At 68.6% G+C, this 26,810-nt stretch carries 26 protein-coding genes and 1 tRNA gene; 13 read left to right on the top strand and 14 right to left on the bottom strand.

Going from position 1 to position 26,810, the window contains the following annotated elements; all coding sequences use genetic code 11:
• Nucleotides 1-71: 71 nt before the first annotated feature.
• The 9 genes from ESP70_RS17175 to ESP70_RS17215 are packed head-to-tail and all read right to left on the bottom strand — an operon-like array spanning nucleotide 72 to nucleotide 9,372.
• Nucleotides 72-710: a nucleoside/nucleotide kinase family protein gene (locus tag ESP70_RS17175; RefSeq protein WP_149690513.1), complete on the bottom strand. Its 639-nt coding sequence runs from the start codon at nucleotides 708-710 to the stop codon at nucleotides 72-74.
• On the bottom strand, nucleotides 710-1,360 hold the full coding sequence (locus ESP70_RS17180; protein ID WP_149690514.1) for a class I SAM-dependent methyltransferase: 651 nt from the start codon (nucleotides 1,358-1,360) through the stop codon (nucleotides 710-712). Before ESP70_RS17180 ends, ESP70_RS17175 begins: the two co-directional genes overlap by 1 nt.
• Nucleotides 1,357-2,424, bottom strand: coding sequence for a dipeptidase (locus tag ESP70_RS17185; protein WP_246162071.1), 1,068 nt, complete (start codon nucleotides 2,422-2,424; stop codon nucleotides 1,357-1,359). The genes ESP70_RS17180 and ESP70_RS17185 overlap by 4 nt, the downstream gene beginning before the upstream one ends.
• Nucleotides 2,417-3,070, bottom strand: a complete 654-nt coding sequence (locus ESP70_RS20495) for a MurR/RpiR family transcriptional regulator (protein WP_149690515.1) — start codon at nucleotides 3,068-3,070, stop codon at nucleotides 2,417-2,419. The genes ESP70_RS17185 and ESP70_RS20495 overlap by 8 nt, the downstream gene beginning before the upstream one ends.
• Nucleotides 3,067-4,014 carry a S66 peptidase family protein gene (locus tag ESP70_RS17195; protein WP_149690516.1) on the bottom strand — a complete coding sequence of 316 codons (948 nt, stop codon included), beginning with the start codon at nucleotides 4,012-4,014 and terminating at the stop codon, nucleotides 3,067-3,069. Before ESP70_RS17195 ends, ESP70_RS20495 begins: the two co-directional genes overlap by 4 nt.
• Complete coding sequence (locus tag ESP70_RS17200; protein ID WP_149690517.1) at nucleotides 4,011-5,645, bottom strand: ABC transporter ATP-binding protein; 1,635 nt, start codon at nucleotides 5,643-5,645, stop codon at nucleotides 4,011-4,013. The genes ESP70_RS17195 and ESP70_RS17200 overlap by 4 nt, the downstream gene beginning before the upstream one ends.
• Entirely contained in the window at nucleotides 5,645-6,538 is an 894-nt protein-coding gene (locus ESP70_RS17205; RefSeq protein ID WP_149690518.1) for an ABC transporter permease, read from the bottom strand. Before ESP70_RS17205 ends, ESP70_RS17200 begins: the two co-directional genes overlap by 1 nt.
• Nucleotides 6,535-7,554, bottom strand: a complete 1,020-nt coding sequence (locus tag ESP70_RS17210) for an ABC transporter permease (RefSeq protein WP_149690519.1) — start codon at nucleotides 7,552-7,554, stop codon at nucleotides 6,535-6,537. Before ESP70_RS17210 ends, ESP70_RS17205 begins: the two co-directional genes overlap by 4 nt.
• Nucleotides 7,555-7,557: 3 nt before the next feature.
• Nucleotides 7,558-9,372 (bottom strand): ABC transporter substrate-binding protein, encoded by a 1,815-nt coding sequence (locus ESP70_RS17215; RefSeq protein ID WP_149690520.1) that lies wholly within the window; start codon nucleotides 9,370-9,372, stop codon nucleotides 7,558-7,560.
• Nucleotides 9,373-9,598: 226 nt separating this feature from the next.
• Between ESP70_RS17215 and ESP70_RS17220 the strand changes: the two genes are divergently transcribed.
• The 6 genes from ESP70_RS17220 to ESP70_RS17245 all read left to right on the top strand — a co-directional run bounded on the left by ESP70_RS17220 (nucleotide 9,599) and on the right by ESP70_RS17245 (nucleotide 15,491).
• A complete protein-coding gene (locus ESP70_RS17220) occupies nucleotides 9,599-10,921 on the top strand; it encodes a M20/M25/M40 family metallo-hydrolase (RefSeq protein ID WP_149690521.1) in 1,323 nt (440 codons plus the stop codon).
• Between the two features lie 3 nt (nucleotides 10,922-10,924).
• Nucleotides 10,925-11,731, top strand: a complete 807-nt coding sequence (locus ESP70_RS17225; protein WP_149690522.1) for a serine hydrolase — start codon at nucleotides 10,925-10,927, stop codon at nucleotides 11,729-11,731.
• A gap of 45 nt (nucleotides 11,732-11,776) precedes the next feature.
• A tRNA-Ser gene (locus ESP70_RS17230) sits at nucleotides 11,777-11,863 on the top strand.
• 284 nt (nucleotides 11,864-12,147) lie between these two features.
• On the top strand, nucleotides 12,148-13,092 hold the full coding sequence (locus ESP70_RS17235) for an AbiTii domain-containing protein (RefSeq protein ID WP_149690523.1): 945 nt from the start codon (nucleotides 12,148-12,150) through the stop codon (nucleotides 13,090-13,092).
• Entirely contained in the window at nucleotides 13,089-14,255 is a 1,167-nt protein-coding gene (locus ESP70_RS17240; protein ID WP_149690524.1) for a hypothetical protein, read from the top strand. The genes ESP70_RS17235 and ESP70_RS17240 overlap by 4 nt, the downstream gene beginning before the upstream one ends.
• A 147-nt stretch (nucleotides 14,256-14,402) precedes the next feature.
• On the top strand, nucleotides 14,403-15,491 hold the full coding sequence (locus ESP70_RS17245; protein ID WP_425458397.1) for a DUF3644 domain-containing protein: 1,089 nt from the start codon (nucleotides 14,403-14,405) through the stop codon (nucleotides 15,489-15,491).
• Between the two features lie 40 nt (nucleotides 15,492-15,531).
• Here the strand turns inward: ESP70_RS17245 and ESP70_RS20700 are convergent, their stop codons facing one another.
• Complete coding sequence (locus ESP70_RS20700; protein ID WP_425458398.1) at nucleotides 15,532-15,696, bottom strand: hypothetical protein; 165 nt, start codon at nucleotides 15,694-15,696, stop codon at nucleotides 15,532-15,534.
• On the opposite strand from ESP70_RS20700, the gene ESP70_RS20500 reads away from it, so the two are divergent.
• Nucleotides 15,629-16,348, top strand: coding sequence for a hypothetical protein (locus ESP70_RS20500; RefSeq protein WP_246162072.1), 720 nt, complete (start codon nucleotides 15,629-15,631; stop codon nucleotides 16,346-16,348). The two genes, ESP70_RS20700 and ESP70_RS20500, sit on opposite strands and share 68 nt — an antisense overlap.
• A 123-nt stretch (nucleotides 16,349-16,471) precedes the next feature.
• On the opposite strand, the gene ESP70_RS17255 is transcribed toward ESP70_RS20500, so the two are convergent.
• The gene (locus ESP70_RS17255) at nucleotides 16,472-17,260 is read right to left on the bottom strand and encodes a COG4705 family protein (protein WP_149690527.1); all 789 of its coding nucleotides are present in this window, start codon (nucleotides 17,258-17,260) and stop codon (nucleotides 16,472-16,474) included.
• A 56-nt stretch (nucleotides 17,261-17,316) separates the two neighbouring features.
• A complete protein-coding gene (locus tag ESP70_RS17260; protein WP_149690528.1) occupies nucleotides 17,317-18,156 on the bottom strand; it encodes a thioesterase family protein in 840 nt (279 codons plus the stop codon).
• Between the two features lie 89 nt (nucleotides 18,157-18,245).
• On the opposite strand from ESP70_RS17260, the gene ESP70_RS17265 reads away from it, so the two are divergent.
• From ESP70_RS17265 to ESP70_RS17280, 4 genes are read left to right on the top strand one after another with little or no spacing between them, the layout of a single operon-like run.
• A complete protein-coding gene (locus ESP70_RS17265; RefSeq protein ID WP_149690529.1) occupies nucleotides 18,246-19,046 on the top strand; it encodes an SDR family oxidoreductase in 801 nt (266 codons plus the stop codon).
• Nucleotides 19,043-20,107 carry an NAD(P)H-dependent amine dehydrogenase family protein gene (locus tag ESP70_RS17270; protein WP_149690530.1) on the top strand — a complete coding sequence of 355 codons (1,065 nt, stop codon included), beginning with the start codon at nucleotides 19,043-19,045 and terminating at the stop codon, nucleotides 20,105-20,107. Before ESP70_RS17265 ends, ESP70_RS17270 begins: the two co-directional genes overlap by 4 nt.
• Nucleotides 20,104-20,571, top strand: coding sequence for a DUF8021 domain-containing protein (locus tag ESP70_RS17275; RefSeq protein ID WP_149690531.1), 468 nt, complete (start codon nucleotides 20,104-20,106; stop codon nucleotides 20,569-20,571). The genes ESP70_RS17270 and ESP70_RS17275 overlap by 4 nt, the downstream gene beginning before the upstream one ends.
• Nucleotides 20,568-21,290, top strand: coding sequence for a nuclear transport factor 2 family protein (locus ESP70_RS17280; protein ID WP_149690532.1), 723 nt, complete (start codon nucleotides 20,568-20,570; stop codon nucleotides 21,288-21,290). The genes ESP70_RS17275 and ESP70_RS17280 overlap by 4 nt, the downstream gene beginning before the upstream one ends.
• A 5-nt stretch (nucleotides 21,291-21,295) precedes the next feature.
• Here the strand turns inward: ESP70_RS17280 and ESP70_RS17285 are convergent, their stop codons facing one another.
• Complete coding sequence (locus ESP70_RS17285) at nucleotides 21,296-21,889, bottom strand: TetR family transcriptional regulator (RefSeq protein WP_056210456.1); 594 nt, start codon at nucleotides 21,887-21,889, stop codon at nucleotides 21,296-21,298.
• A gap of 104 nt (nucleotides 21,890-21,993) precedes the next feature.
• Between ESP70_RS17285 and ESP70_RS17290 the strand changes: the two genes are divergently transcribed.
• Nucleotides 21,994-24,105, top strand: a complete 2,112-nt coding sequence (locus ESP70_RS17290; protein ID WP_246162073.1) for an acyl-CoA dehydrogenase family protein — start codon at nucleotides 21,994-21,996, stop codon at nucleotides 24,103-24,105.
• 1 nt (nucleotide 24,106) lies between these two features.
• On the opposite strand, the gene ESP70_RS17295 is transcribed toward ESP70_RS17290, so the two are convergent.
• Entirely contained in the window at nucleotides 24,107-25,342 is a 1,236-nt protein-coding gene (locus ESP70_RS17295) for an alpha/beta hydrolase (protein ID WP_149690534.1), read from the bottom strand.
• Between the two features lie 57 nt (nucleotides 25,343-25,399).
• Between ESP70_RS17295 and ESP70_RS17300 the strand changes: the two genes are divergently transcribed.
• Nucleotides 25,400-26,791: a WS/DGAT/MGAT family O-acyltransferase gene (locus ESP70_RS17300; RefSeq protein ID WP_149690535.1), complete on the top strand. Its 1,392-nt coding sequence runs from the start codon at nucleotides 25,400-25,402 to the stop codon at nucleotides 26,789-26,791.
• Nucleotides 26,792-26,810 lie beyond the last annotated feature (19 nt).

Below are 26,810 nucleotides of genomic sequence, written 5' to 3' on the forward strand. Positions count from 1 at the left end.
ACGGACTCTGCGGGTCGAGAGCCGGACGAGCTCTGCGAGTTCGGCGTATTGAGACCGGCGAACGCGGCTTGTCAGATGAGGGCGCCGTCGACCACGAGGTCGGCGGCGCTTCGTCGTGCCACGATCCGGCGGGCGTTCGGCTCGTCGACGTGTGCGACCCAGGCCCGCGCCTCCGGGTCCGGCTTGCCGAACTCGACGTGGCGACGCACGAGACGCTCGACGCGTACGTCATCCGGCACCTCGACGAACCACGTCTCGTCGAGCGCGGCGCGGACCTCGGGCCATGCGTCCCGCTCGTCGAGCAGGTAGTTGCCCTCGGTCACGACCAGCCGGTCCTGCGGGCGCACGCTGATGGCGCCCGCGATCGGCTGCTCCAACGTACGTTCGAAGTCGGGCGCGAGGACGTCGTGGTCCAGCTCCGTGCGCAGGCGCCGCAGCAGCGCGAGATAGCCGTGCACGTCGAACGTCTCGATCGCCCCCTTGCGATCGAGGATGCCGCGCTCGACCAGCGCCGCATCGGCCAGGTGGAAGCCGTCCATCGGCACGTGCGCGACAGCGACGCCGTCGGCCCGCAGACGTTGGACGAGGGCGACCGCGAGCGTGGTCTTGCCCGCACCGGGCGCCCCGGTGATGCCGAGCAGCGCGCGGCGTTCGTCGGTGACCAGGCCTCGGGCACGCGCGGCGAGGTCGTTGAGCAGGGCGGGCTCCATCAGCCGGCTTCGCGGACGAACTCCGCCGCCCACCGGCTGATGGTGGGGTCCACGGCGTCGGTGATGCGGTCGAGTGAACGGACGACCAGCCCGGTGCCGAACGTCTCGACCTCCGCGCGATCGAGCGGCCACGGTGGGCCGTCGGTCTCCTCGCCGTCGTCCCGCGCCACCGCCATGACGAACAGCGTGCCGCCGGGTGCGACCAGACTGCGTACGCCGGCGATCGCCGCCCGGCGGAGGGCGACGGGCAACGCCTGCACGTTCATGCTCTCGACCACCAGGTCGAAGGCGCCACGCCACTCCTCGGGCAGCGCAAACAGGTCGGCGACCTGATAGTCGACGGGCGAGCCGGTATGCCGCTGCCGGGCCGCGCCGATCGCGGTCGGCGAGATGTCGAAGCCCGTCGTGCGATAGCCGTGGCGCGCGATCAGCTCGGCGTCGCGGCCGTAGCCGCATCCCACGACGACCGCTGACCGGTCACTGCCGTCGGGACGTGCAGTGACCCACTCCTGCACCAGCTGCGAGGGCGCTTCGCGGTCCCACGGGACGGTGGCCAACCCGTCGGCGGCCTCGGCATACAGCTCCTCGAACCAGGCCGTCGGTTCGCCGGCGGCAGCGAGCTCGCGGGTGCGCGCGTCGGGGTCGCTCATCGCGATCCGTCCGCTGTCGCATCGAGGACGCGCAGGATGTTGTCGCCCATGAGCTTGGCCAGGTCGAGGCTCGACCAGCCGCGCTCGGCGAGCCGGTCGATCAGCAGCGCGTGCCCCGTGACGTCGCCCATCCCTTCGGGGAATGCCGCGACGCCGTCGTAGTCGCTGCCGAGCCCGATGTGGTCGATGCCCGCCACCTCGCGCGCGTGCTCGACGTGGGCGACGACGTCATCGACGGTCGTACGCGGTGCGGGGGTCGAGCGATCGCCGAACGACCAGTCGGCCGAGTCCTGGTTCACGAAGTAGGGCACGTACGCGACCATCAGGACGCCGCCGTTGACGGAGAGCCGGGCGAGGACGTCGTCCGACACGTTGCGCGGATGATCGGTGACCGCCCGGCACGACGAGTGGCTGAAGATCACCGGTGAGGTCGTCACATCGAGCGCATCGCGCATCGTCGTCGCCGCCACGTGCGACAGGTCCACGAGCATGCCGAGCCGGTTCATCTCCGCGACGACCTCGCGCCCGAAGTCGGTCAGGCCGCCGTGCACCTCGTCGTCGGTCGCCGAGTCGGCCCACGGCGTGTTGTCGTTGTGGGTCAGCGTCATGTAGCGCACGCCGAGCCGGGCGAAGTCGCGCAGCACCGCGAGCGAGCCGTCGATGCTGTGCCCGCCCTCGGCGCCCAGCAGCGACGCGATGCGGCCGGACCGCCAGGCGCGCCGTACGTCGTCGCCGCTCCAGGCGTATGAGAGCTCGGCGGGATAGCGAGCGATCAGGCGGTGCACGAAGTCGATCTGCTCGAGCGTGTAGGTGACGGCGTCCGCGCCACGCCGCTCGCACGGCGCATAGACCGACCAGAACTGCGCGCCGACTCCGCCGCGACGCAGGCGGGGGAGGTCGGTCTGATAGACGCCGGTCAGGTCGGTGTCGAGGTCCTCGACGGAGTATGCGCGCTGGTCGCGGGCCTCCCAGGCGAGGTCGTTGTGGCCGTCGACCAGGGGTGCGAGGCCGAGCGCCTCGATCGCCGCCGGCTGTCCGACCAGCACGGAGGAGTGGTCAGTCACGGTAGAGCCCGAGCTCCGATGCGAGGCGCTGGCGCTCGGCGAACCGTCGGTTGGCGCCCTTGGCGCTGGCGGTCGACAGCGTCGCGAGGAGGTCGATGACCAGCGCGACGACGGGCGGCGAGACCTCGGGGGTCTCGGGGTGCATGCTGAGGTCCTCGTCGACGTGGGCGTAGCCGGCGGTGTCATCAGGGCCGATGACGATGACCTCGGTCGCCCGCGAGGCGAGCGGATTGGTGTCGGAGTCGGTGATCAGCACGAGCAATCCGCCGGCGTCGACGAACGGCAGTGCGGTGTCGATCGTGTAGCCGCGGAACCGCCGGAACGACAGCACGATCATGACGTCGCTCGCGCGTACGTCCGAGAGGATGTCGAGCGGGCGGACGATCGTGCCGTCGACCAGGGTCACCTGGGCCAGCGAGTTGCTGAGCTTGGCCGCGAGCAGCGAGGCGTACGTGAACGAGGTGGCCGCGCCGAGCACGAACCGCCGCCGGGCGCCGGTGATGCGGGCCGCGGCGGCCTCGACCATGGGGTCGGTGAGCGCCCACTCGAGGCCGGCTTCGAACTCCTGGCGGTGCGCGTCGATCAGCCGCGACTTGAGGATCGTGGCAGAGCGAGGAGCTCGGCTCGTGTCTGGGCGTACGGTCATGGGCTCAGCCTTCCTGACGACGTGAGGGAATGTGAGGTCGGGTCCCGAGGGACGAGCTGCAACGCCGGGGAATCTCCGGCGAGCAGGACGCCGGGGACGCCGAGCGGGATGCTCTGGGCACCGGGTCCGTGGCCGAAGCCGAGCTCGCCGACGACCGGGATGCCGAGCGGGCCGAGCAGCTCGACGCACAGGGCGTGGATCTCGTCGACCGGCGAGCACCTGGCCCAGCTGCCCAGGGCGACGCCGGTGACGCCGTCGAACCAGCCCGAGCGCAGCAGCGTGTGCAGATAGCCGTCGATCCGGTAGGTCGACTCGGTGAAGTCCTCGAGCAGCGCGATGCAGCCGGTGTTGTCGAGCCGCGGCCGGCCGCGAGCGCCGGTGGTCATCGAGAGCAACGAGAGGTTGCCGCCGATCAGCCGGCCCTCGGCGCGACCTTCGACGAGGGTGACGGCGTGGTCCGACGTCCACGCGCGGACCGAGTCGGGGTCGAGCACCGCGGTGCGCAGTGCGTCGAGCGACACCTGATCCGTGACCAGGCTGGGGATGCTCAGCATCGGGGTGAACCAGGTCGGCACGCCGAGCTGCTCGCGCATCCATTCGTGCAGTGCCGTGACGTCCGAGCTGCCGTACAGCGGCTTGGGCTCGGCGGCAGCCATCGCGTCGCGGTCGAGCAGGTCGAGGATGCGTACGGCGCCGTAGCCGCCGCGGATGCAGAAGATGCCGGCGATGTCCGGATCGCACCACGCCTGCTGGACGTCGTCGGCGCGTACGCGGTCGTCGCCCGACAGGTAGTGGGCGCGGGTGTGTGCGGCGGTCGCACTGGGATAGGTCACGGGTCGCAGCCCCCACGACTCGACCATGCCGACGGCCACGGCCAGGTGCTCGCCGGGCGCCGGGCCTGCGGGAGCGACGAGTGCGACCCGGTCGCCGGGCTGGATCCTCATCGCAGGCCCAGCTTGGACGGCACGACCGCGAGCAGCGACTTGGTGTAGTCGTGCTGGGGGTCGAGCAGGACCTGTTCCACCGGACCATTCTCGACGATCTGGCCACGGTGCATCACGACGACGCGGTCGGCGATGTTCCATGCCAGGCCGAGGTCGTGCGTGATGACGAGTGCGCCGAGCCCCAGGTCGCGGCGCAGCTGCAGGAGCAGCGCGAGGATCTCACCGCGTACGGACGCGTCGAGGCTCGCGACAGGCTCGTCGGCGACGAGATAGGTCGGGTCGAGCGCGAGAGCCCCGGCGATCACGACGCGCTGGCGCTGCCCGCCGGACAGCTCCTGCGGGATCGCGGCGAAGAAGCGCTCGGGCGGTGTCAGCTCTGCACGCGTCAGCGCGCGGATGACCCGCTCGCGCTCATCGTCCAGCCCGTGGATGCGAATGCCCTCGGCGACCGCCTCATAGACCGTGTGCTTGGGGTTGAGCGACGCCGTCGGGTCCTGCAGGACGTACTGCACCTGGCGCCGGTACGCCTTGAGGGCCGCGCGCCGATGCGGCAACGGCTTGCCCTCGTGGAGCACCTGTCCGCTCGTCGGCTTCTGCAGGCCCAGGATCGTACGCGCGAGGGTCGTCTTGCCCGAGCCGGACTGACCGACGAGCGCGACGATCTCGCCGGCGCCGCACGACAGGTCGACGTGGTCCACGGCGCGTACGTGCTGGCCGCGCGACCGGAAGTCGACCGTGAGGTCGCGGACCTCGAGGACGACCCCGCCCGTTGAGCTTGTCGAAACGCTCAAGGAGCTGTGGTCGCTCAAGGAACCGGGGTCGCGGCCCACGACGAGGCGGGACGACGGGTCGCCGATGATCGGGAACGCGGCCGCGAGCTCCTTGGTGTGCTCGTGCGTCGGAGCCGCGAGGATCTGCTGTGCCTTGCCCTGCTCGACGATGCGGCCGTCCTGCATCACGACGATCCGGTCGCACACCGCGGCGAGCACCGCGAGGTCGTGGCTGATCATCACGAGCGTCAGCTCGCGGTCGCGGACGAGACCGTTGAGCACATCGAGCACCTGGGCCTGCACGACGACGTCGAGGGCGGTCGTCGGCTCGTCGGCGATGATCAGCTCGGGGTCGCAGGCCAGCGCCATCGCGATCATGACGCGCTGGCGTTGACCGCCGGAGAGCTCGTGCGGATAGGCGCGACCCTTGGCCGGCGTCAGGTCGACCAGCGCCAGCAGCTCGTCCACGCGCCGCAACCGGGCCGCCGAGTCGGGGAACTCCTTGGTGCTGTGCAGCGCGAGCGCCTCGGCGACCTGATGGCGTACCTGCCGGACGGGGTTGAGCGAGTGCATCGCGCCCTGGAACACGATCGCCGCCTCGGTCCAGCGGACCGCCCGCAGCCGGCCCCAGGTCATGCCGGCGACTTCTTCGCCCTGCAGCACGATGCGACCTTCGATGCGCGCCGAGCGAGGCAGCAGGCGCAGCACCGACATCGCGAGCGTCGACTTGCCGCAGCCGGACTCGCCGGCGAGGCCCACGGTGCCGCCGCGCTCGACCTCGAGGCTGACGCCGTCGACCGCGACGTTGCCGCCGGCGTACGTGATGCGGACGTCGTCCCAGACGAGTGTCGGCTCGGTCATCAGCGGGACCTCAGCGTCGGGTTGAGCACGGCTTCCAGGGCGCGGCCCACGAGCGTGAAGCACAGCACGACGATGACGATCGCGACGCCGGGAGCCAGCACGAACCACCAGTAGCCGGCCGTCGCCGCGCCGGTGTCGAGGGCGGTCTTGAGCATCGAGCCCCACGAGAACGTCGTCGGGTCGCCGAGGCCGAGGAACGCCAGCGTCGACTCCAGGATGATCGCCGAGCCGACCGTCAGGGTCGTGTTGGCCATGACGAGCGGCATGACGGCCGGCAGGACGTGCTTGCCGATGATGTGCCGGTCGCCGGCGCCGAGAGCGCGGGACCGTTCGATGTAGGGGCGGGTCTCGATCGTCAGGGTCTGTGCGCGGACGACCCTGGCGGTCTGCGCCCACGACGTCACGCCGATCGCGATGACGATCGTCGACAGGCCGCGGGACAGCACGGTCGACAGGACGATCGCCAGCACGAGGCTCGGCACGACGAGGAAGAAGTCGATGATCCGTAGCACGACGGCACGGGTCAGTCCGGTGAAGTGCCCGGCGGCCATGCCGAACACCGTGCCGATGACCATCGCGATCGCCGTGGCCGAGAACCCGACGAGCAGCGAGGCGCGGGAACCCCAGAGCAGCAGGCCGAGCACGTCCCGACCAGACGGGTCGGTGCCGAGCCAGTGGCCGCCGCTCGGCGACTCGTTGCCATGGGCGGTGATCTTGGTGACGTCGAGCCGGTCCATCGGCATCAGCACCGGAGCCAACAGCGCCAGCACGACGATGAGGAGCAGCAGCCCGGCGCCGATCAGGGCCGACGGGTGTGAGGCGATCTCGCGCACGACCTCGGTGAACCGTGCCCTGCGGCGTGCGCGGATCGCCGCCTGTCCTGACGTGGTCATGACGACTTCAGCCGGGGGTCGAGGACGCGATAGAGCAGGTCGGCGATGAAGTTCATGACGATCACCGCGGCCGAGAACACCACGAAGGTGCCCTGCACGAGCGGGAAGTCAGGGGCGCTGAGTCCCTTGTAGGTCAGGTAGCCCAGGCCGGGCCACGAGAAGACCGTCTCGACCGTCACGGTGCCGGCGATCAGGAGGCCGAGGGTCAGGAAGATCAGCGTGACGGTCGGCAGCAGCGCGTTGGGCACGGCGTGCCGCGTACGTACGAGGTCCTCGCGCAGGCCTTTGGCGCGGGCCGTCGTGAGGTAGTCGGCCGACATCTCCTCGAGCACCGAGGCGCGCATGACCATGAGGTACTGCGCATAGATCACCGCGACCATCGTGACGACCGGCAGCACGAGGTGGTGGGCCACATCGAGGACGTGCGCGATGCCGGTGTCGGTCGATGCGGCCGTGCTCATGCCGCCCGTGGGGAACCAGCCGAGGCCACCGCCGAACACCAGGAGCAGCAGGAGGCCGAGCCAGAACGTCGGCACGGACCAGAACACCAGCGCGACACCGGTGTGGATCTTGTCGAACCAGCTGCCACGCCGCCAGGCCGCCTTCTGCCCGAGCCACAGGCCGAGGACGACCGAGATGATCGCCGCCGTGCCGGTGAGCAGCAGCGTCGGGCCGATGTAGTCGCCGATCAGCTCGGTCACGGGGCGCCGATAGACGTACGAGGTGCCGAGGTCACCCGTGAACAGGTCGCGGACGAAGCGCCAGAACTGGACGAGCAGCGGCTGGTCGAGGCCCATCTCCTGGCGCAGGCGCTCGACCTCGCCGGGGCTGACCTGGCGGCCGCGCGTCATGTTGATCGCGGGATCGCCGGGGATGATCCGGAACATGAAGAACCCGAGCACCACGACCAGCGCGAGGCTGATGAGCGCGCCGCCGGCCTTGAGCGCGAGGTACCGCGGCAGCGAGGACCCCCTCGTGTCCTCGCTGTCCGCGGGGACCGTCTCGATGACGGTCATGTCTCACTCCCTGTCTTCACCCGTGCTGCGCCGGCGCGACGCGACGATGGCGCCTCCGGCCGCCGCGAGCACCACGATGGCACCCACCGGGATGACCCAGCCGGGCAGACCGCCGTCGTCGTCGGACGACGCGCTGTCGGAGCTCACGGGCTTGGCGCCGTAGAGGCCCCAGTAGCCGTTCTGGTTGAGGATCACGCCACCCTTCTCGGGCTGCAGGCCGAAGCCGGTGAAGTGGTCGCTGCGGTAGGCCTCGAGCGGCTTGATGTACCAGATCGGGTCGCTGACGTACGCGTCGTAGAGGATGCTGAACGCCTTCTTGACCAGCTCCTGGCGCTTGCCCTCGTCGAGCTCGGCATGCTGGGCCTTGAACGCCGCGTCGAACTCCGGCGAGCACCAGTTGTTCTCGCTCGTGTTGCCCGAGCCATCGGCATTGGGTCGCGAAGCACAGGTGTTCATCGCCAGCTGATTGTCGGGGTCGGGACCGAGGCTCCAGCCGGTGAAGTAGAGGTCGTAGTTGCCGAGCGTCGAGTCCTCGTTGACCTTGTCGGGCGTGACCATCGAGACATCGAGCGCGATGCCGATGTCCTTGAACCAGCTCGTCAGGAAGTCGGCCATCTGCGCGTGCGCCGGCTCGGTGTTGCGACCCATGAGGCGGAGCTTGAGCGGCTTGCCGTCCTTGTCCTCGCGGATGCCGTTGGCGCCCTTCTTGTAGCCGGCCTCGTCGAGCAGCTTGTTGGCGCCGTCGAGGTCGAAGGGCACCTCCTCGTACCCCTCGGCGAAGCCGAAGTACTTCTCGTACGACTTGGGCACCTCGGTCTGCCCGAGGTCGCCGAGTCCCTGCAGCACGCGGTCGAGCAGCGTCTTCTTGTCGACCGCCATGAAGATCGCCTCGCGGAGCTTGGGGTCCTTGAGCGCGGGGTTGCCGTCGCCCATGGGCTTGCCGTCGATGTCGATCGCGCCGGGGTTGATGGCCAGCGCCTGGTAGCGGCGGCCGATGCCGGCGTGGCGGGTGATGTTCTTGGCGCCCTTGAGCGAGTCGTACTGCGCCGGCGTCAGGCCGTCGGCGATGTCGACCTCGCCGGACTTGAGGCCTTGCACCGCGGCGTCGGAGTTCTTGTAGGCCACGTACGTCACGCCGGAGACCTGGGGCTTGCCGCGCCAGAAGTGCGGGTTGGCCTTGAGCTCGACGGACTGGCCGGTCTTGTAGGTCGTGATCGTGAACGGGCCGGAGCCGACGACGTCCTTGTCGGCGGCGAACTTCGCCGGGTCCTGCTTGTCCCAGATGTGCTTGGGGACGATCGGGATCTCCTGGCCGGGGTTGGGGGCCTGCGCGGACTTGAGCGTCATGACGACGGTCTGCGGATCGGTGGCCTTGACGTCGGCGATGTTGGTGACGAGTCCGCCGTTGGCCGCCTGCAGCGCGGAGGTCTTCATGATCGACGTGTAGGTGTAGACGACGTCGTCGGCGGTGATCGCCTTGCCGTCGGACCACGTGCGGTCCTTGGGGATGTGGAACGTCCAGGTGATGCCGTCGTCGCTGGTGTCCCACGTGTCGGCGATGCCGGCGTCGGGCTCGCTGTTGCGGCCGTAGCCGACGAGCGCCTCGTACTGGTAGCGGTTGATGCCGGTGCTCTGCAGCAGGACCGCGGTGAACGGGTTGAACGTGTCGATGTCGTTGAACATCGCGACCTTGATGGGCTTGGAGTCGTCGGCTGCGTGCGCCGGTGTCGTCACGGCGAGCCCGGCGAGGGTGAGGAGTGCGGCCGCCGCGACCCCGGTGAGTGCCCGGAGGAAGCGTGGGCGAGACGTGGTGATCATGGGTCCCCGATCCTGGTGTGCCTGGGTGCCGAGTCGTCGCGGCACCCTTCGCACTGTTCAGCAGCCCTGTCTCGATGTCAATGATTTTCGTGGGATACGTAACACAACTTTCACACATCGAGTGCTGCTGAGCGTAGAACTGGACCGATCCGCCCGGTGTGGTACACAGTAGGCAGCCTGATGTGTTCCGCAAATCTGCGGACATCGCTAGGGGAGGGAGACTGCCGTGGCCGAGCGCCCTGACGTCGTCTCCCTGCTGCAGACGCTGCTGAGGTTCGACACCACCAACCGAGCGCCCGGGGATGCCGAGGGCGAGCTCGCGGCAGCGATGTGGATCCACGACCTCCTGGTGGGCGCTGGCCTCGAGCCGGTCCTGCTGGCGCGCGAGGACGCCCCGGACCGGGCCAACGTGGTCGTACGCGTTCCGGGCACCGACCCGTCGCTCGAAGGGCTGCTGGTGCACGCGCACCTCGACGTCGTACCGGCGGAGCCCGAGCAGTGGAGCTTCGACCCGTTCGGCGGCGACCTCGTGGACGGCTACGTCACCGGTCGCGGCGCGATGGACATGAAGGACATGGCCGCGATGACCTTGGCGGTGCTGCTCGACTGGGCTTCGTCGGGGGAGCGGCCGCGGCGCGATGTCGTCGTCGCGTTCGTCGCCGACGAGGAGACCGACGGGGCGTACGGCGCACAGTGGCTCGTCGAGGCGCACCCCGAGCTGTTCGCCGGCGTGGCCGCCGGGATCGGCGAGTCCGGCGGTGTCGTCGAGTCGCACGTTGGCGCCGGCGGGCCGGTGCGCCTGGCCCGGATCGCGGCCGGCGAGCGCGGCACGCTGCACCTGAAGCTCACCGCGACCGGCAGCTCGGGGCATGCGTCGCGGCCCACCGAGGGCAGCGCGGTCCTGGCTCTCGTCGACGCACTCCATCGCATCGGGCACCACGACTGGCCGCTGCACATGTCGCCGTTGGTGCGGGCGCAGCTCGAGCAGACGGCTGCCGCGTTGGGGGTCGACGCCGACCTCGATGACGACGACGGGGTGCTGCGGACGATCGACGCCCTGGGCGATGCGGCCGATGTCGCGCTCTTCACGGTGCGCGCCTCGACGACGCCGACGGTCGTCCGCGCCGGCTACAAGGTCAACGTCATCCCCGGCCTCGCCGAGGCGGAGATCGACGTACGCTGCCCGCCGGGGTTCGAGGACGAGCTGCTGGCCGCGTTGCCGGAGCTCGTCGGCGACGGGGTCACGTTCGAGCACTCGGTGCGCGAGCCGTCGGTGCAGGCGCCGATCGACGGGCCGTGGTTCGACGCGATGGTCGCCTCGATCCAGCACGTCGACCCGTCTGCCGTCGTCGTCCCGGGCTGCCTCGGCGGTGGCACCGATGCCAAGGCGTTCAGCCTGCTCGGCATCGCCTGCTACGGGTTTGTGCCGGCGACCGCCGACCCCGAAGGCCGCCGCCGGTCGGGCCTGCACGGGGTCGATGAGCGGGTGCCGGTGTCATCGCTCTGCGGTGGCCTGGAGATCCTGGCGCACTTCCTCGCTACGGTGTGACGCGTGCGCCTGCCACCGCTGTCCGACGACGTCGAGTGGTCGGTGTGCGTACGGGATGCGGCGTCGTCTCGTGTGTTGGCTTCGCTTTCCCCTGATCGCGTCCTGCGTACAGCCAGCATCGGCAAGCTGTTCCTGCTGATCGAGATCGCCCGCGCCGCTGCTGCTGGTGAGCTCGACCTCGGTGAGGAGCTGCGGCGTACCTCCGACGATGCGGTTGCCGACTCCGGCCTGTGGCACCTGATGCGGCGCGACGCGTTCACGATCGATGACCTCTGCTGGCTGGTCGGCGGGTTCAGCGACAACCTCGCCACCAACGTCCTCACCCGTCGCATCGGGATCTCCGCTGTTGGTGCGACCTCTGCGTCGCTGGGCTTCGTACGCTCGGCATTGCTCGACCGGGTGCGTGACGATCGCTCACCGGAGGATCCCTGGACCCTGTCCGCCGGCAACGCCGACGAGCTCTCCGACCTCATGGCCCGCCTGCACCGCGGCGACATCGGCTCTGCGTCGGTGAGCTCCCGCGTGCTCCGCTGGGTCGCCGCCAACGCCGACCTCTCGATGGTCGCTGCCGCGTTCGGCCTCGACCCGCTGGCGCACGCGGAGCCCGATCGCGGTGTCACGCTGGTCAACAAGACCGGCACGATCAGCACCGTTCGCGGTGACGTCGGCGTCGTCACCGGCCCTGCGGGTTCCGTCGCGTACGCGGTCCTGGCGAGCTGGCCCGACGATGCGGCCGAGGATCCCCGAGACCGCGTCCTCGCCGAGATGGCAGCGATCGGCGCCACCATCCGTACGCACATCGGGGCCTGAGGGCCGGATTCGGCTGGCGTCACGGCTTCCGGTAACCTCGTCCGCGGTGGCGTGTCCGAGCGGCCGAAGGTGCATCACTCGAAATGATGTGTGGGCTCAAACCCACCGTGGGTTCAAATCCCACCGCCACCGCACGATGAAGACCCCCGATTTTCGCTGGAATCCCAGTGATATCGGGGGTCTTCACTTTCTCACAATGTCCGCTTTGGGCACATTTTGGGCACACTTTTCTCACGATGCGGATGAGACAGGGCCGCGAAACGAGAGCCGGAAGGGCCTGATCCGAGGCTTGACATTGCACCCAATCGAGCCGGAACAGGCGCGAATCGATATGGGCCTTACCGCCAAGCCGCCGAAGATGTCCTAGGCCCCGATCTGCGACGTAGGCGCCGCCCGACATCGTAGGGTCTTGTGACATGAGCGACACCCTGCTTCAGTCACTGCGTGAGCGTCTGATGGATGAATCCGAGCCGCTATCTGGTCTGCTCCGTAAGTGCTTGATGCTCGGCGCGGAGACTGGCTCAGACTCGCTGCGCGATTGGGCGCGTCGCGAGCTGAACGGCTACGGAGACGAAGACGAGGTGCCCAGGTACCGCCGACTCCACAGCCCGCCCATCTCAGCCGATTCGCAGAGTGGCCCAACGTGGGTGCAGGGTCAAATTCTCGATCGTCTCCAGATACCTCCGAAGGCACGAGAGTACGTCTCCGAAACGATCCCCATGAAACAGCCAATCGAGGAACTCGAGCAGCTCGCTGGGCAGAAGAAGCTGTCATTTAGCTCACCAGGCCTCGCGGCTGCGATGTCAATCTGGAATCGCGAACTTGGTCCCTTCCAGAGCGTCAGCAGCCTCTCGTACGTCATGTCTGGTTCTCACGTCGCGGGGATCCTCGGCCAGGTTCGGACCAACCTCGTTGAGATCGTTGCGGATCTTACGTCCGGCACGCCATTGACCGAGCTTCCGGGAAAGGACAAGGTCGATGCGGCCGTCGACCAGCGGGTGGGTCAAGTTGGCGACGTCTACAACACGACGATCCACGAAGCCAAGGGTGCAATTGCCGTCGGCACTAAAGCAAGCGCCACGTTTGAGGGCTTGACCGTTGAAGATGTGCTGGCCCTCCTCGACAAGTTGCAGGAGATGACGGGGGATCTCGAACCCGACCACCGAGAAGAGTTGATGCAGGCGGTGGGCGACTTGCGATCGGCGGTCGAGAAGGACGTGCCCGACACGGGTGATGTGGTCAAGAAGGCAGGCAAGTTGCGGGCTCTCGCCTCGAAGCTCGGCGTTCCGGCGCTAACTGCAGCGGCAGGGGGGATCGCGGAGGCAGTCGCGAGCCTGGCGCTTTCGGGCGCGTTCGGGTGAGCGGGCTTCCCGGAGCAGAGGAAGCAGCCGCGCGGCTTCGCGAGACGGCGCTCCGCAACTTCGGTCCGCCTCTCCCGTTCGAAGATCGGAAGGGCAAGACGTACAAGTTGCCTCTCGCTGCCCGCGAGACGCCAGTTCCACGACTGATCCGCTACGCATTAAGCCTCGTAGGCCTTGAAGCGAGCGGCCCGGGAGAGAAGGTCGCGTGGTGGGTTGACTGCACCTTTCGGGGTGAACCATGCGAGGTGGCCCATCAGAAGTTTGGCGTCAGAATCTATGTACGTACTGAGGCTGGCGAGGCCGAGGCGCAGAAGACACTTCGGCAGATTCACAAGCAAATTACCTCAGCGATGAGGACAGTCGAGAAGGTAGTACTGGCGGCTGCGCCGGCGATCCTAGGTCGGGGGAACGCCACGGTGGTCAATCAACATCGCCAGCTCCGCCGAGCGTATGAGTACTTCAGGGAACGAGCCGAGAGCCCCGCGATTATCGAGGACGAGCGTACTGAGCTCGACCCCGTTCCGCCGTTCATCCTCGGCGGCACGTCATTCAAGAGTGGCCAGATGCAGATGGACATGAACGCCTTTCATGACCTCGTTGCTGCGATCACGGCATACCTGAGCCTCTTAGAGCACGACCTTGTGCTCGCCCTCGCGTTTGCCGACTTCGACCCGGACGGTGATGACCTGACGAAGATGATTGGGTCGAGGTGGGGCGAAAAATGGGCCCGGGTGCTTGGCACTCGAGGGGTGGAGGCATCAAGATTCCGCGACCGTCTTGGCAGCGTTATCGAGCGATGGCGGAACCCCTACTCGCATGGTGGATTCGAGAAGGGGCATGGGGCGACCATCTACTTGCAGGCCCCCGGGGTAGGCGCAGTCCCGGTGGGAATGACCTCAGTCACGAACAGCCCACACTTCTCGTTCATACCCGCGAACGAGACCGACATCGCTGAGGTCTTCGCACTGTTCGATGAGTTGGACCTCTGGCTCAAGTCCACGCTCTACTATGCGTTCGAGTGGATAGAAAGCGATCTGGCGGTTCGTTTCGACGAGGGCTTCCGGGCTCAAATTCGCTTGGCGATCGAGAGTCCCGAAGCGTTCAATGACTTCCTGGAGTACCACGGTTACTTGCACGACCAAGCAGTCAATATGGACTTCTAAGCAGAGCTTGGCCCGGCCTTCGCGTGCTGTTAAGGCCCGCCCATCTCCCTGAATGGCACGGTCCGATAGGCCGCTGCACGGGCCGGGAGCTGGCCAACCATAGGTCAGGAGCAGTTACGGTGGGTTGCATCAACCCGAGGAGCTGCCGTGGCGCGCCCGAGACGACACTGGCCCATGGTGCAGGCTTCCCGGGATGAAGCTTGCCTCGCGGTTCGCCTATACAACGACCCAGCTGAAGTGCGGTCTTTCGAAGGTTTTGTTGTGCACATGCACATGGCGTGGCTCTACCTGCTCCATGCGGAGTTCACCAGAGACGATGTCGATTACCGCTACTGGCAACAGGCAAACCCCCGCCGTCTGGAGAAGATTGACGGCGAGCCAAAACGCTGGGAGCTTGCGAGAAGTGGTCTGCAGAGGTGGCCAAACCCTCAAGATCCCGTTCGAGCAAACTTGGAGTTCTTTATCGGTCTCCGCAACAAGGTCGAGCACCGGTTTGCCAGCGAACAGCAGGCTCTGTCGGCCGCTGTAAGCGGTCAGGCGCAGGCGCTTCTATTGAACTACGAGTACGAACTGACCACGCAATTCGGCGTGAGCTCCACGCTCGCGACCAGGCTGAGATTTCCAATCTTCGTCGGATCGTTCACGGACGAGGGCGAGAAGGCCCTTCTCCGGCTGCGTCGGCGACTGCCGTCGTCCGTCCGTAAGTTCATCGCAGAGTACGCGGCGCATCTCGACGAGTCCGTCGCTGGTGATCCACGCTATGAGCTCCGACTCCGTGTCTTTCAGGAACTTGCGCCAAAGGATCCCGAGGCGTTGGCGATCCAGTACACCCGCTACGACGATTTGAGTGACAAGGATCGGCTTGCTGTGGAAGCGCTCGGGCGTAAAGGCAAGGTGATCGTTCGCGAGCGGGTCAGGAATGTTGTAGGAGCGGATGAACTCCGTCCCACCCATGTGGTCGAAGCAGTCAAGTCGAGAATTCCGTATCGATTCACCTCTGACGACTTTCAGCGTGCTTGGAAGAAGCTCAACGTGCGGCCAGAGACCAATTCTTCTACGCCGGAACGTACAGACGAGAGATACTGCACCTACGACAAACGCCACGGGGACTACGGGTACAAACCTGCCTACGTAGAGAAGTTGGTCCGAGAATGCTCAACGGCCAAGGGCTACACAAGGTTGACGGGGAAACCGCCCCGAGATGCAGTGACTGGACTCCTTGTGGACCCAAGCTGAGTCCGCGTAGACCCAATTGACCCGCATTGAGGCAGACGCCTCAGCGCGTCGCGAGAGCGCGGACCGCCGCTTCATTCATCGCCACTGCGACCGCGTCGAGGTCATCTTCGAAGAGGTCGGCGTAGACGTCGAGGGTCATGGCGGCGGACTTGTGGCCGAGCATGCGCTGGACGGCCTTGGCGTTCGCGCCGGACGAAATCGCCAGGGACGCGGCGGTGTGGCGGAGGTCGTGCGGAGTGACACGGGGGATGCCGGCGCAGTTCGCCGTCGGGACCGGGGAAGAGGAGTGCCTCGGGCGCCTTGCCGGCGCGCGCCTTCTCGAAGAGCGGGTCGAGCATCTGGATGTACGGCACCGAGCGAGGTTCGTGGTTCTTCGGCGTACCCATGTGGATCTCGGTGCCGACCTCGACGGCGTTGCGTTCGATCGAGAGGCGGCGCCGGGAGGTGTCGACGTCGCGGACGCGGAGCGCGATCATCTCGCCCCAGCGGATTCCGGTGTACGCGAGAACCAGGACGACGCCGGCTGCGTCTCCGGCTTCGCGGGCGAGGCGATCGACCTGTCGGTGGTTGAAGTAGACGCGGCCGCGCATGCCCTTGCGCTTGGTCTTCACGCCCTTGGCCGGGTGGCGATGATGCGTCGGTCGTCGACGGCGTCGTCGAGGATGGATGACAGGACGCCGAAGGCGCGCTTGACCGTCGTGGCGGACCGGTCGGCACCGAGCGCAGCGACCCAGTTCTGGATCGTCGTCCGGCTGATGTCGCTGACCCGTACGTCACGCCAGCGCGGCTCGACGTGGACGCGCCACCCGATCTCGAGCGCGATCGCTGGTCCGCGAACTCGCGGCGGCTCCGCTTAGTCGCGCAACCGCGCTGCGGCCGACGCGTGCGTCACGGAGGCGAACGCGTGGTTCGGCATCCATCGCACCCTCACCGGTTTCGCCCCTGGGAAGGACCGGGGCGCTTGAGCTCGTCGACCTCCCCTAATCGGGGACGGGGTCGAGCGCCGTCTGTTCCGGGATGACCTCCCGTGAGTCGACGTCGGCGTGGCTCACCGCGAGGTACGCGACCAGGACGGCGAAGATCAGCAACGCGATGCCGGTAACCGTGCCGTCGCCCCACCCGAGGCCGCCCGACGCGTGCGGCTTGCCGAGCCAGTCGGCGACCGAGGCACCGAGCGGGCGGGTCAGCACGTACGCCGACCAGAACGCGGCGGTGGCGTTCAGCCCGACTCGCCACAGCGCGTACGGCACGAGGATGAGGACCCCGAACAGCACGATCGACCACCGGAAGCCGAGGCCCACCTCGATCGCTGTCGTGTCGCCGAGTGCCGTGCCGAGGCCGAACGTCAGCAGGACCGCACCCCAGTAGAACCGCTCTCGGCGGCTCGAGGTGATCGAGTGGACCGACAGCGTGCCCTCGCTCTGCCGCCACCAGACGAGCAGCCCGCCCAGCAGGACGAGGTAGACCGCGGAGTCGACGGCGTACGGCGTGCCGAGCGCGACGTGCGGGCCATCAGCGATCATCGTGCCGAACAACGCGACGCTCAGCACGGTCAGCCAGTAGCGGACGGGGTGATAGCTGTCGGCCCGCAGCTGCAGCCACAGGACGACGAAGAAGCCACCGATGCCGATCGCAGCGGCCAACGGGATGCTGACGGCGCCGAGGAAGTCCGACCCCGCCTCGCCCATCCCGGTCGTGAGCAGCTTGACGACCCAGAACAGCAGGAAGACCTCAGGGACCTTGGGCGCGCGGAAGGTACGGGTGAGCATGCCATCAGACGCTAGGCGCGATCACCTGACCGCCACCTGACCTCCGCTGCGGGAGCTCACTCAGCGGGCTTGCGGCTGCCGTCGTCCTCGAACTCGACGTCGCCGAAGTCGATCGGCCGCGCGGCGTTGGCCAACGCGGTGACCATGGCGGTGCCCAGCGGCCCGGCGCGGTCGAAGACCTCGACGGTGCCGACGGCGATGCCGTCGTACTCGACGCGGTCGGTCACCGACAGGCCGATCTCGCGGCTGACGGGAGGGCGGGCGAGGGCGAGCGTGATGTCGGTGTTGATGAACTTGACGCCCTCGGTGCCCCAGTTGACGACCATGCTGGTGCCGTCGGCGATGCTCGCGACCGACTGGAACGGCGTACCCTCCTCGCCGTCGACGACGGGCAGGCCGGCCTGCCAGGTCTGCTTGCGGCCGGAGTTCTGGTGGTCGGGGAACGACTGCGACCATGGCGAGTCGCTGATGAAGTGCGGCACGCGGGGCTCGTCACTCGGCGGCACGAGGTTTTCCGGCGGCGGCTTCGGCCGGTCGACCGGCGACCAGACATCACCCTTGGGTGTCTCAGTCGCCAGCAGGAAGATGCAGCTCGCCCGGGCCACGCGTACGCCCTCCTGCATCAGCGACGCATCGATCAGGCAGATGCGCTTGCCCTCGCGCACGACCTCGGTCTCGACCGTGCACGGCGCCATCGTGGCGGGCTGGAACAGGTCGACGGTGTAGCGCGCGGGGTGCAGGTCGGTGCGGCCCAGCTCGACGAGCCGGAGCTCCAGCGCCCGGGCGAGCGCACCGCTGACGGCGACGCCATGCATCTGGTCGTGCTTCCACATGCTGCGGGCGATCTCGGCGGGCACGAGCCGGTCGCCGTCGAGGGTGAACATGGCCAGGGACATGGGTTAAGCCTGTCAGGTGCGTCAGGCAACCGGTCCGCCTGGTAGCCAAAGACTAGAACGTGTTCCAGTTTTGCGCTACTGTCCCCGCCATGGTGCTCGAAAGATTCCGCCTCGACGACCGGGTTGCGGTCGTCACCGGGGCCGGCCGAGGGATCGGCGCTGCCAGCGCCCTCGCGCTCGCCGAAGCCGGTGCCGACGTCGTCCTCGCTGCTCGTACGGAGGACCAGCTCCGCGAGGTCGCCGCTCAGGTCGAGGCCCTCGGCCGCAAGGCGCTCGTCGTGGCTGCCGACCTGTCCGACCTCGACCAGGTCGCCGCGCTCGCGCAGACCACGGTCGACGCGTTCGGCCAGCTCGATGTCGTGGTCAACAACGTCGGCGGGTCGATGCCCAAGGAGTTCGTACGCACGAACGTGGCCGCGCTCGAGGGGGCGTTCCACTTCAACGTCTCGACGGCGCACGCCCTGACTCGTGCCGCGCTGCCGCGTCTGCTCAAGAGCGAGGGCGGAGCGGTCGTCAACATCTCGTCGGTCATGGGCCGCGTCAGTGGTCGCGGCTACCTCGCGTACGGGACGGCCAAGGCGGCGCTCGCGCACTGGACCCGCCTCGCCGCCCGCGACCTCGCGCCCCGCGTACGCGTCAACGCGATCGCCGTCGGCTCCGTGGCGACCTCCGCGCTCGAGATCGTCACCGGCGACGAAGGTCTCACCGCGCAGATGGAGGCCAACACCCCGCTTCGCCGCATCGGCGAGCCGGACGACATCGCCGCCACCGTGCTGTTCCTCGCCAGCCCCGCCGGTGGCTACCTCACCGGCAAGGTACTCGAGGTCGACGGCGGCATCGACCAGCCCAACCTCGACATGGCCCTACCCGACCTGGGAGTCCCAGAATGATCAGAGTCGTCGCGTGGAGCACGGGCAACGTCGGGCGGCACGTCTTGGCCGGCATCGACGCCCGGCCGGACCTCGAGCTCGTCGGGCTCTGGGTGTCCAACCCCGAGAAGGTCGGCAAGGACGCCGGGCAGCTCGCGGGGCTCGACCGTGACCTCGGCATCCTCGCGACGAACGACGTCGAGGAGATCCTCGCGCTCCAGCCCGACGCCGTCGTGCACTCGGCGATGGCCGACGACCGGCTGTTCGAGGCGATGGCCGACCTCGAGCGCCTGCTGCGCGCCGGCATCAACGTCGTCTCGAGCGGCCCCGTGTTCCTGCAGTTCCCGTCGGGCCCGGTCGTCGAGATGGCCGAGGGTGTCAAGCAGGCGGCCGCGGAGGGCGGCGTCTCCCTGTACGTCAGCGGCATCGACCCGGGCTTCGCCAACGACTGGCTGCCGCTGTCGCTGACGAGCATCAGTGAGCGCATCGACCAGGTGCGCTGCTCGGAGGTGCTCAACTACAACACGTACGACCAGGGCATGATCGTCTTCGACGTCATGGGCTTCGGCAAGCCGATGGACCACGTCCCGATGCTGCTCCAGCCCGGCATCCTGACGATGGCGTGGGGCAGTGTCGTGCACCAGATCGCCGCCGGACTCGGGGTCGAGCTCGACGACGTCGAGGAGTTCTACGAGCGGCTCCCGGCGACCGAGTCGTTCGACATCGACAGCGGCCGCATCGAGGAGGGCACCGTCGCGGGCCTGCACTTCGAGGTACGCGGCAAGGTCGGCGACAAGGCGGTCGTCGTGCTGGAGCACGTCACCCGCGTCCACGACGACATCGGCCCGGACTGGCCGCAGCCTGCGGGCCATGGCTGCTATCGCGTCGAGATCAAGGGCGAGCCCAACTACACCCTCGACCTGCAGCTGCTCGGCACCGACGGCGACCACAACACCGCCGGTCTCAAGGCCACGGCGATGCGCCTGGTGAACGCCGTGCCGGCGGTCGTGGGCGCCAAGCCCGGACTCGTCACCGCTCTCGACCTGCCGCTCGTCACCGGGCGGGGACTGGTGGTCACGTGAACGCCCGACTCGGCCGGCTGCTGGCCGCCGCCGCTCTGACTGCGACCCTGGTCGCCGCCCCGGCGACCGCCCAAGCCGCGACCGGTTGCTCGCAGGCCGGGTCGCAGGCGGCGGCGCAGAAATATCTCGATGCCCTCGTCGACCGCAACGCCGCCTGGTCGATCCCGCTCGACCCGTTCGTGCTGCGCATCGAGAACGGGCTGCCCACCTCGGTGTCGGCAGCCGACCTCAAGCTGCAGCTCTTCCTGCACATCCAGTACTCGGTGTTCACGTCGATCGAGAACGTCGTGTGGACGTGGCAGCCCGACGGCCGCGCCGACGTCATCAACGCGCACTACGACATCCCGGTCGGACTGGGTGGTGTGTCGCTCGCGAGCTCGACGGTCGACGAGGACTTCACGCTGACCCCGGCCTGCACGATCAAGCGGATCGACGCGACGTTCACGATCGAACCGGCCGCTTGACCGAGTCCGCCGTGCACGTGACGCCGGACCGAGCCGAGGTGCTGGCCCTCGTACGTTCGTCGCCCGCGTACGTCGCGGTGCACGACAAGGTCGGCTGGGTCGGCATCTTCGGGCAGGAGCACGTGGTCGAGGATCCCGTCGGCGCGCGGCCCGTACGGTCGCAGGACTCGTGCGCGCTGGAGCGGTTCTGGGACACGTTCATCGCGCCGAACGACATCGTGTTCGAGGTGGCACAGGACTGGGTCGACGGTTTCGACGTGGTCCGCGACGCGACGATCGTGACGACGCTCGCGCCAGGTGTCGTGGTGCGCACGCCGGCGCACCTGATCTACCAGACCGGCTACGAGGACGGTGAGCTCAAGGTGCGGCGCATGGCGGCGTACTGGGAGCCCCGCCCGGTCTACCTCCAGCTCATGCGGCCGCGGCGGGCGTACGTGGTGGCGGCCGTCAGCCAGTTCGCGCACATGTTCCGCACGCTTGGCGTCGTGGCGGCGCTGCAGTTCGTCGGCGCAGCCCGATACGTCGGGCGGCATCGTCGCCGCACCCTGCTCACCAAGCTCGCCGTCAGTGGCATCCGTGACGTGTCCAAGGTCATCGTCTCGGGCAACAGCGTCACGGCGTCAGGGACGCTCGACGGTGCGCCGGTCGCCGTGATCGCCGACTTCGCGCCGCGATCGCGGGCGTTCCGCAGCCTGAAGACGTACGGGGATCCGGCGTGACCGGCTCAGCGCAGCAGCAGCTTGACCGCGACGTCCATCGACTTGGTGACGTCGTCGGCGGACGTACGGCCGGTGACCCAGCCCATGAGCGCCGACAGCCACACGTCGCCGATGACCCGGACGATCGCCATGTCCTCGTCGGTGGGCTCACGCGCCTCGTCGGTGCCGTCGATCGCGTGCGTGATCATCGCGGTCAGCTTGACGCCGACGACGTGGATCTCCTCGGCGACCGACGCGTCGGCGAACATGAACGCGCGCGTCAGGGCCTCGGTGAGCTCGGGCTGCTTCTGCAGCGCCGTCGTGGTGACGCCGAGCACGTGCATGACGCGCTGGTGGGCGGTGTCGCCGGGCACCACGCGCGTACGCGACTGGGCCTCGGCCCGCTCGAACTCACGACCGAGAGCGGTGACCAGGAGATGGATCTTGGACGGGAAGTAGCGGTAGAGCGTGCCGAGGGCGACATCGGCGTTGTCGGCGACGGCGCGCATCTGCACGGCGTCGTAGCCGCCGGAGTCCGCCAGCGCGATCGTGGCGTCGAGGATGCGGCGTCGGCGTTCGCGCTGGGCGTTGGAGCCGGGCGTCTCCGTCGTGCTGGTCATCCGGCATCGTCTCCTGTCCGCGGTCCGTTGCTCGAGGTGACCTCGCCGACCGTCGCTATGATTGAAACACGTTCTAGATTCGGAGGCGACAGATGCCCATCGGCGTGACACGTGACGATCTAGAACTGAGTACCAGTTTACGGGCCTGGGCCTCTGGACTGAGTGGCCCGGTCGCCCTCCGAGACGTCGAGACCGATCCGTCGGCGGCATTCGCGAAGACGTGGCAGGCGGTCGTCGAGGCGGGGCTGCCCGCCATCGGCATCGACGAGCACCACGGCGGGGGCGAGGGCTCGCTGCTCCATCAGGCGATCGCGCTGGAGGCTGCGGCGTACGCGTTGGTGCCCGGCCCGCTGCTCGGCACGGTGCTCGTCGGCCAGCTCACCGAGGACGGTGACGTGCTGGCCGGGATCGCCGGCGGTGCGAGCGCAGCGGTGGCCTTGTCAGGTGCGGTCACGGTCGACGCCGATGGCGCTCGAGCAGACTTCGACGTCGTGCTCGATGTGGTCGAGGCGCGCTGGCTGCTCGCCCGTACGACCGACGACGCGTGGGTGTTGATCGGTGCCGACGGCTGGCGCGCAGAGCCCGAGGTCGGGCTCGACCTGTCGCGGCGGGGCGGGCGCGTGCGTGTGGAGGCGACGACCGATCAAGTCGTGCCGCTGCCGGGCGTCGACCGCGACGCGGTGCTGCGGGTTCTCGTGGCGCTGGCCGCCGCGGAGGCTTCCGGTGTCGCGCAATGGTGCCTGGACACCGCTGTCGACTACGCCAAGGTGCGCGAGCAGTTCGGCGCACCGATCGGGTCATTCCAGGCGATCAAGCAGCTGTGCTCGCAGATGCTGGAGACGACGGAGTCGATCGCGGCCGTCGCGTGGGATGCCGCCACGACCGCACGGTCGGACGTACCGGCGGGGGAGGCGCAATATGCCGCCGATGTCGCCGCGACGGTGGCGTTCGACGGCGCGGTGTCGGTTGCGCAGGACTGCATCCAGGTGCTCGGCGGCATCGGGTTCACGTTCGAGCACGATGCGCACCTCTACCTGCGGCGGGCGATCGCGCTGCGGGCCGTCGTGGAGGCGTTCGCGGGCAGCTCGGAGCAGTCGGCGGCTCGCCTGGCCCGCCGGGCCGGCACCGGGCAGCGCCGGGTGCCCGAGATCGACTTCGGCGGCACGGACGAGGAGTTCCGCGCCGCGACGCGCACGGCGATCGAGGGGATCGCTGCGTTGCCCGAAGACCAGCAGCGTGCGGCGCTCGTGGAGTCCGGCTACCTCATGCCGCACTGGCCGCAGCCCCATGGGCTCGACGCCGGCCCGGTCGAGCAGCTCGTGGTCGACGAGGAGCTGGCGCGTGCCTCGCTCGTACGCCCTGACATCGCGATCGGCGGCTGGGCCGTGCCGACGATCATCGACCACGGCACCGCGGAGCAGGCTGAGCGCTTCGTCCTGCCGACGCTGCTCGGCGAGCTGAAGTGGTGCCAGCTGTTCAGCGAGCCCGGCGCAGGCTCCGACCTCGCCTCGCTCACCACCCGGGCCGTACGCGCCGAAGGTGGCTGGTTGCTGACCGGCCAGAAGGTGTGGACCTCGCGGGCGCGCGAGGCGGACTGGGGCATCTGCCTGGCTCGCACCGACCGCGACGCCCGCCATCGCGGCATCACGTACTTCCTCGTCGACATGACCTCCGCCGGCATCGACATCCGGCCGCTGCGCGAGCTGACCGGCGACGCGATGTTCAACGAGGTGTTTCTCGACGAGGTCTTCGTGCCCGACGAGTGCGTCGTGGGCGAGGTCAACGAGGGCTGGAAGCTCGCCCGCACGACGCTGGCCAACGAGCGCGTCGCGATGGCCGGCAGCAAGCTCGGCATGAGCACGGAGCGGGCCGTCGAGCTGTTGGCCGGGCGCGAGTCGGAGACCGACGCGGCGCGAGTCGGCCACCAGGTCGCGCTGGCCTCGGTGTGCCAGCTGCTGGGCGTACGTTCGACGCTGCGGTCGATCGCCGGGCGTGGTCCCGGCCCGGAGTCGAGCGTGGCGAAGCTGTTGGGCGTACGCAATCGGCAGGACGCCTCTGGGCTCGTCGTCGACCTGCTGGGTCCTGCGGCGCTGTTCACGCCCGACGATCCCGACGTGCACGAGATGCTGCTGACGCGCTGCCTGTCGATCGCGGGCGGGACGACGCAGATCCTGCGCAACGTCGTCGCCGAACGGGTGCTCGGCCTGCCCCGCTGACTCAGCTCGCCGGCTTCTGGTTCCTTGCCCGGTGCCATTGGAGCCAGCGTTGGACGGCGGCGATCGTGTGCTGGCTGCGGATCGACGAGAACACCTCGAACGCGTGCTGCGCTCCGGGCAGCTCGGCGTACGTGACGGAGGCGTCCGACTTCTCCCGGAGCGCGGTGACGAAGGCCCGGGCCTGCTTGACCGAGACGACGGTGTCGTTGCTGCCGTGGATCACGAAGAAGTCGGGCGTGTGCTCGGTGACCTGCGCCAAAGGCGACGCCTGCACGAACTCGTCGAGGTGCGTGCGCGGGCTCTTGCCGAAGACGCGTGGGCCGAGGAACTTGTCGCGCATGTCGATCGCGGATCGCTGCTCGGTGATGCCGCCGAGGTCGTAGACGCCGTAGAACGGGACGCATGCCGACACCGACGTGTCCGAGTTCTCGAAGCCGGGCTGATACGCGGCCAGGCCCGGGGTCAGCGCTGCCAACGAGGCGAGGTGTCCGCCGGCCGATCCGCCGGTGACGACGACGTACGAGGGGTCGCCGCCGTAGTCGGCGATGTTCTCGTGCACCCAGGCGATCGCGCGCTTGACGTCGACGATCTGGGTCGGGAAGCGGTAGCGCGGCGCGAGCCGATAGTTGGCCGACACACACACCCAGCCCTCGCGCGCCATGCGGTTCATCAGCAGCAGGCCCTGCTGCTCCTTGTTGCCGATCGTCCAGCCGCCGCCGTGGACCTGGATCAGCACCGGGGCCTTGCTCAGGTCGGGGTCCTTGGGTCGGCGGATGTCGAGGTGCGCCTTGCGGCCGCCCTCGGTGTAGGGCACGTCGCGCAGCACCTCGATGTCACGCGCGCGGAAGCTGAACGGCCGGACAACCGATCCGCGAGGGAGTCGCAGGTCGAGGGGGCCGGGCAGGTCGATCTCGTCGAGGTAGCCGTCGCCGATGCCTTCACGCAGCGCCTCGTCGAGCTGGGTGCCCGTACGTCGAGCGCCCGCGATCGTATGTGCCAGGAGCCCCGCGGCGGCCGCGGCGGCGAGCAGCCCGATGCGGGACGGCTTGGACCGACGGATCGTGAGCTCGGCCGCCGTGTCGATCGCCGCGGCGCCCAGCAGGTGCGGGGCGAGCTCGCTCGTCGGCCAGCCGAGCGCGAAGCTCGGGAGCGCCGACCAGCCGCGAGTCAGCGGACGTACGGCGTTGACGGCGAGTGCGACGAGCGCGAGCTGGCGTCGGGCATACCCCGCAGACATCTGGATGAGCTCCCTCAGACCGGTAGAACATGTTCTATGCAGGACTAGGATACGGCCATGGATCGACTCAGCGGGCTCGATGCGAGCTTCCTCTACCTCGAGAGCGGCGCCCAGCTCATGCACGTCTGCGGGTTGATCGTCGTCGATCCCGCGACGATGCCCGGCGGCTACGACTTCCAGACGTTCAAGGAGCAGCTGTCCGGACGCGTCTCCGACGTGGCGATGTTCAACCGCAAGCTCAAGTTCGTGCCGGGTCAGATCGACTTCCCGGTGTGGGTCACCGACGACGAGTTCGACATCGACCGGCACGTGCACCGGCTCGCCGTGCCGTCGCCCGGCGGTGAGCGCGAGGTCACCGAGGTCGCTGGCCACCTCGCAGGCATACCGCTCGACCGCGCTCGTCCGCTCTGGGAGATGCACGTGCTCGAAGGCCTGGCCAACGGCAAGATCGCGGTGTTCTCCAAGATGCACCACGCCTCGGTCGACGGGGTCTCGGGCTCCAACATGATCTCGTACCTGTGCAGCCTCGAGCCGGATGCGCCGCCACTGGACACCAGCGCCGGCGAGCACCTGCGCGCGCCGTCGGACCTCGAGCTGTTCGGCCGTGGCGTCGTCTCGACCGTGGCCAAGCCGTGGCAGCTCGCCCGGCTCGCCGCCCCGACCGTGCGCACGCTGGTCGAGACCTCGCGTCGTGCGCGCAAGGGGACCGCGATGGCCGCGCCGCTGACCGCACCGCGTACGTCCTTCAACGGCACGATCACGGGACACCGGTCGATCGCGTACACCGACGTCGCGCTCGACGACATCAAGGCGATCAAGAAGGCCGTGCCCGGTGCGACGGTCAACGACGTCGTGCTGGCGCTCAGCGGTGGGGCGCTGCGCCGCTACCTGATGGATCGCGGCGAGCTGCCCGACTCGTCGCTGCTCGCGAGCGTCCCGGTGTCGGTGCGCAACGAGTCGACGCGCACGGGTGGTCGCAACAAGGTCTCGTCGATCTTCTGCCGGCTCGGCACCGACGTCGAGGACCCGCTCGAACGGATCACCGAGATGGCGGTGGCCAACGCGCACGCCAAGGACCACCACTCGGCCGTACCCGCAGACACCCTGCAGGAGTGGGCCGAGTTCGCCGCGCCGAGGACGTTCGGGCTGGCGGTCCGCATGGTCTCGGACCTGCGGCTGGCCGAGCGCGCCCCGGTGATCCACAACCTCGTCATCTCGAACGTGCCGGGCCCGCCCGTGCCGCTCTACTTCGTCGGCTCGCGGATCGACGCGCTCTATCCGCTCGGCCCGATCTTCCACGGCGCGGGACTCAACATCACGGTCATGAGCAACAACGGCGAGATGCACATCGGCGCCATCGCGTGCAGCGAGCTGATGCCGGGCGTGTGGGACCTGATCGACCAGTTCCCCATTGAGCTCGAGGCGATGAAGAAGTCAGTCCTGGGCTAGCCGGCCCTCGGTCACGGAG

This window comes from Aeromicrobium ginsengisoli (genome assembly GCF_004134905.2).
GTDB classification, from domain to species: Bacteria; Actinomycetota; Actinomycetes; order Propionibacteriales; family Nocardioidaceae; genus Aeromicrobium; species Aeromicrobium ginsengisoli.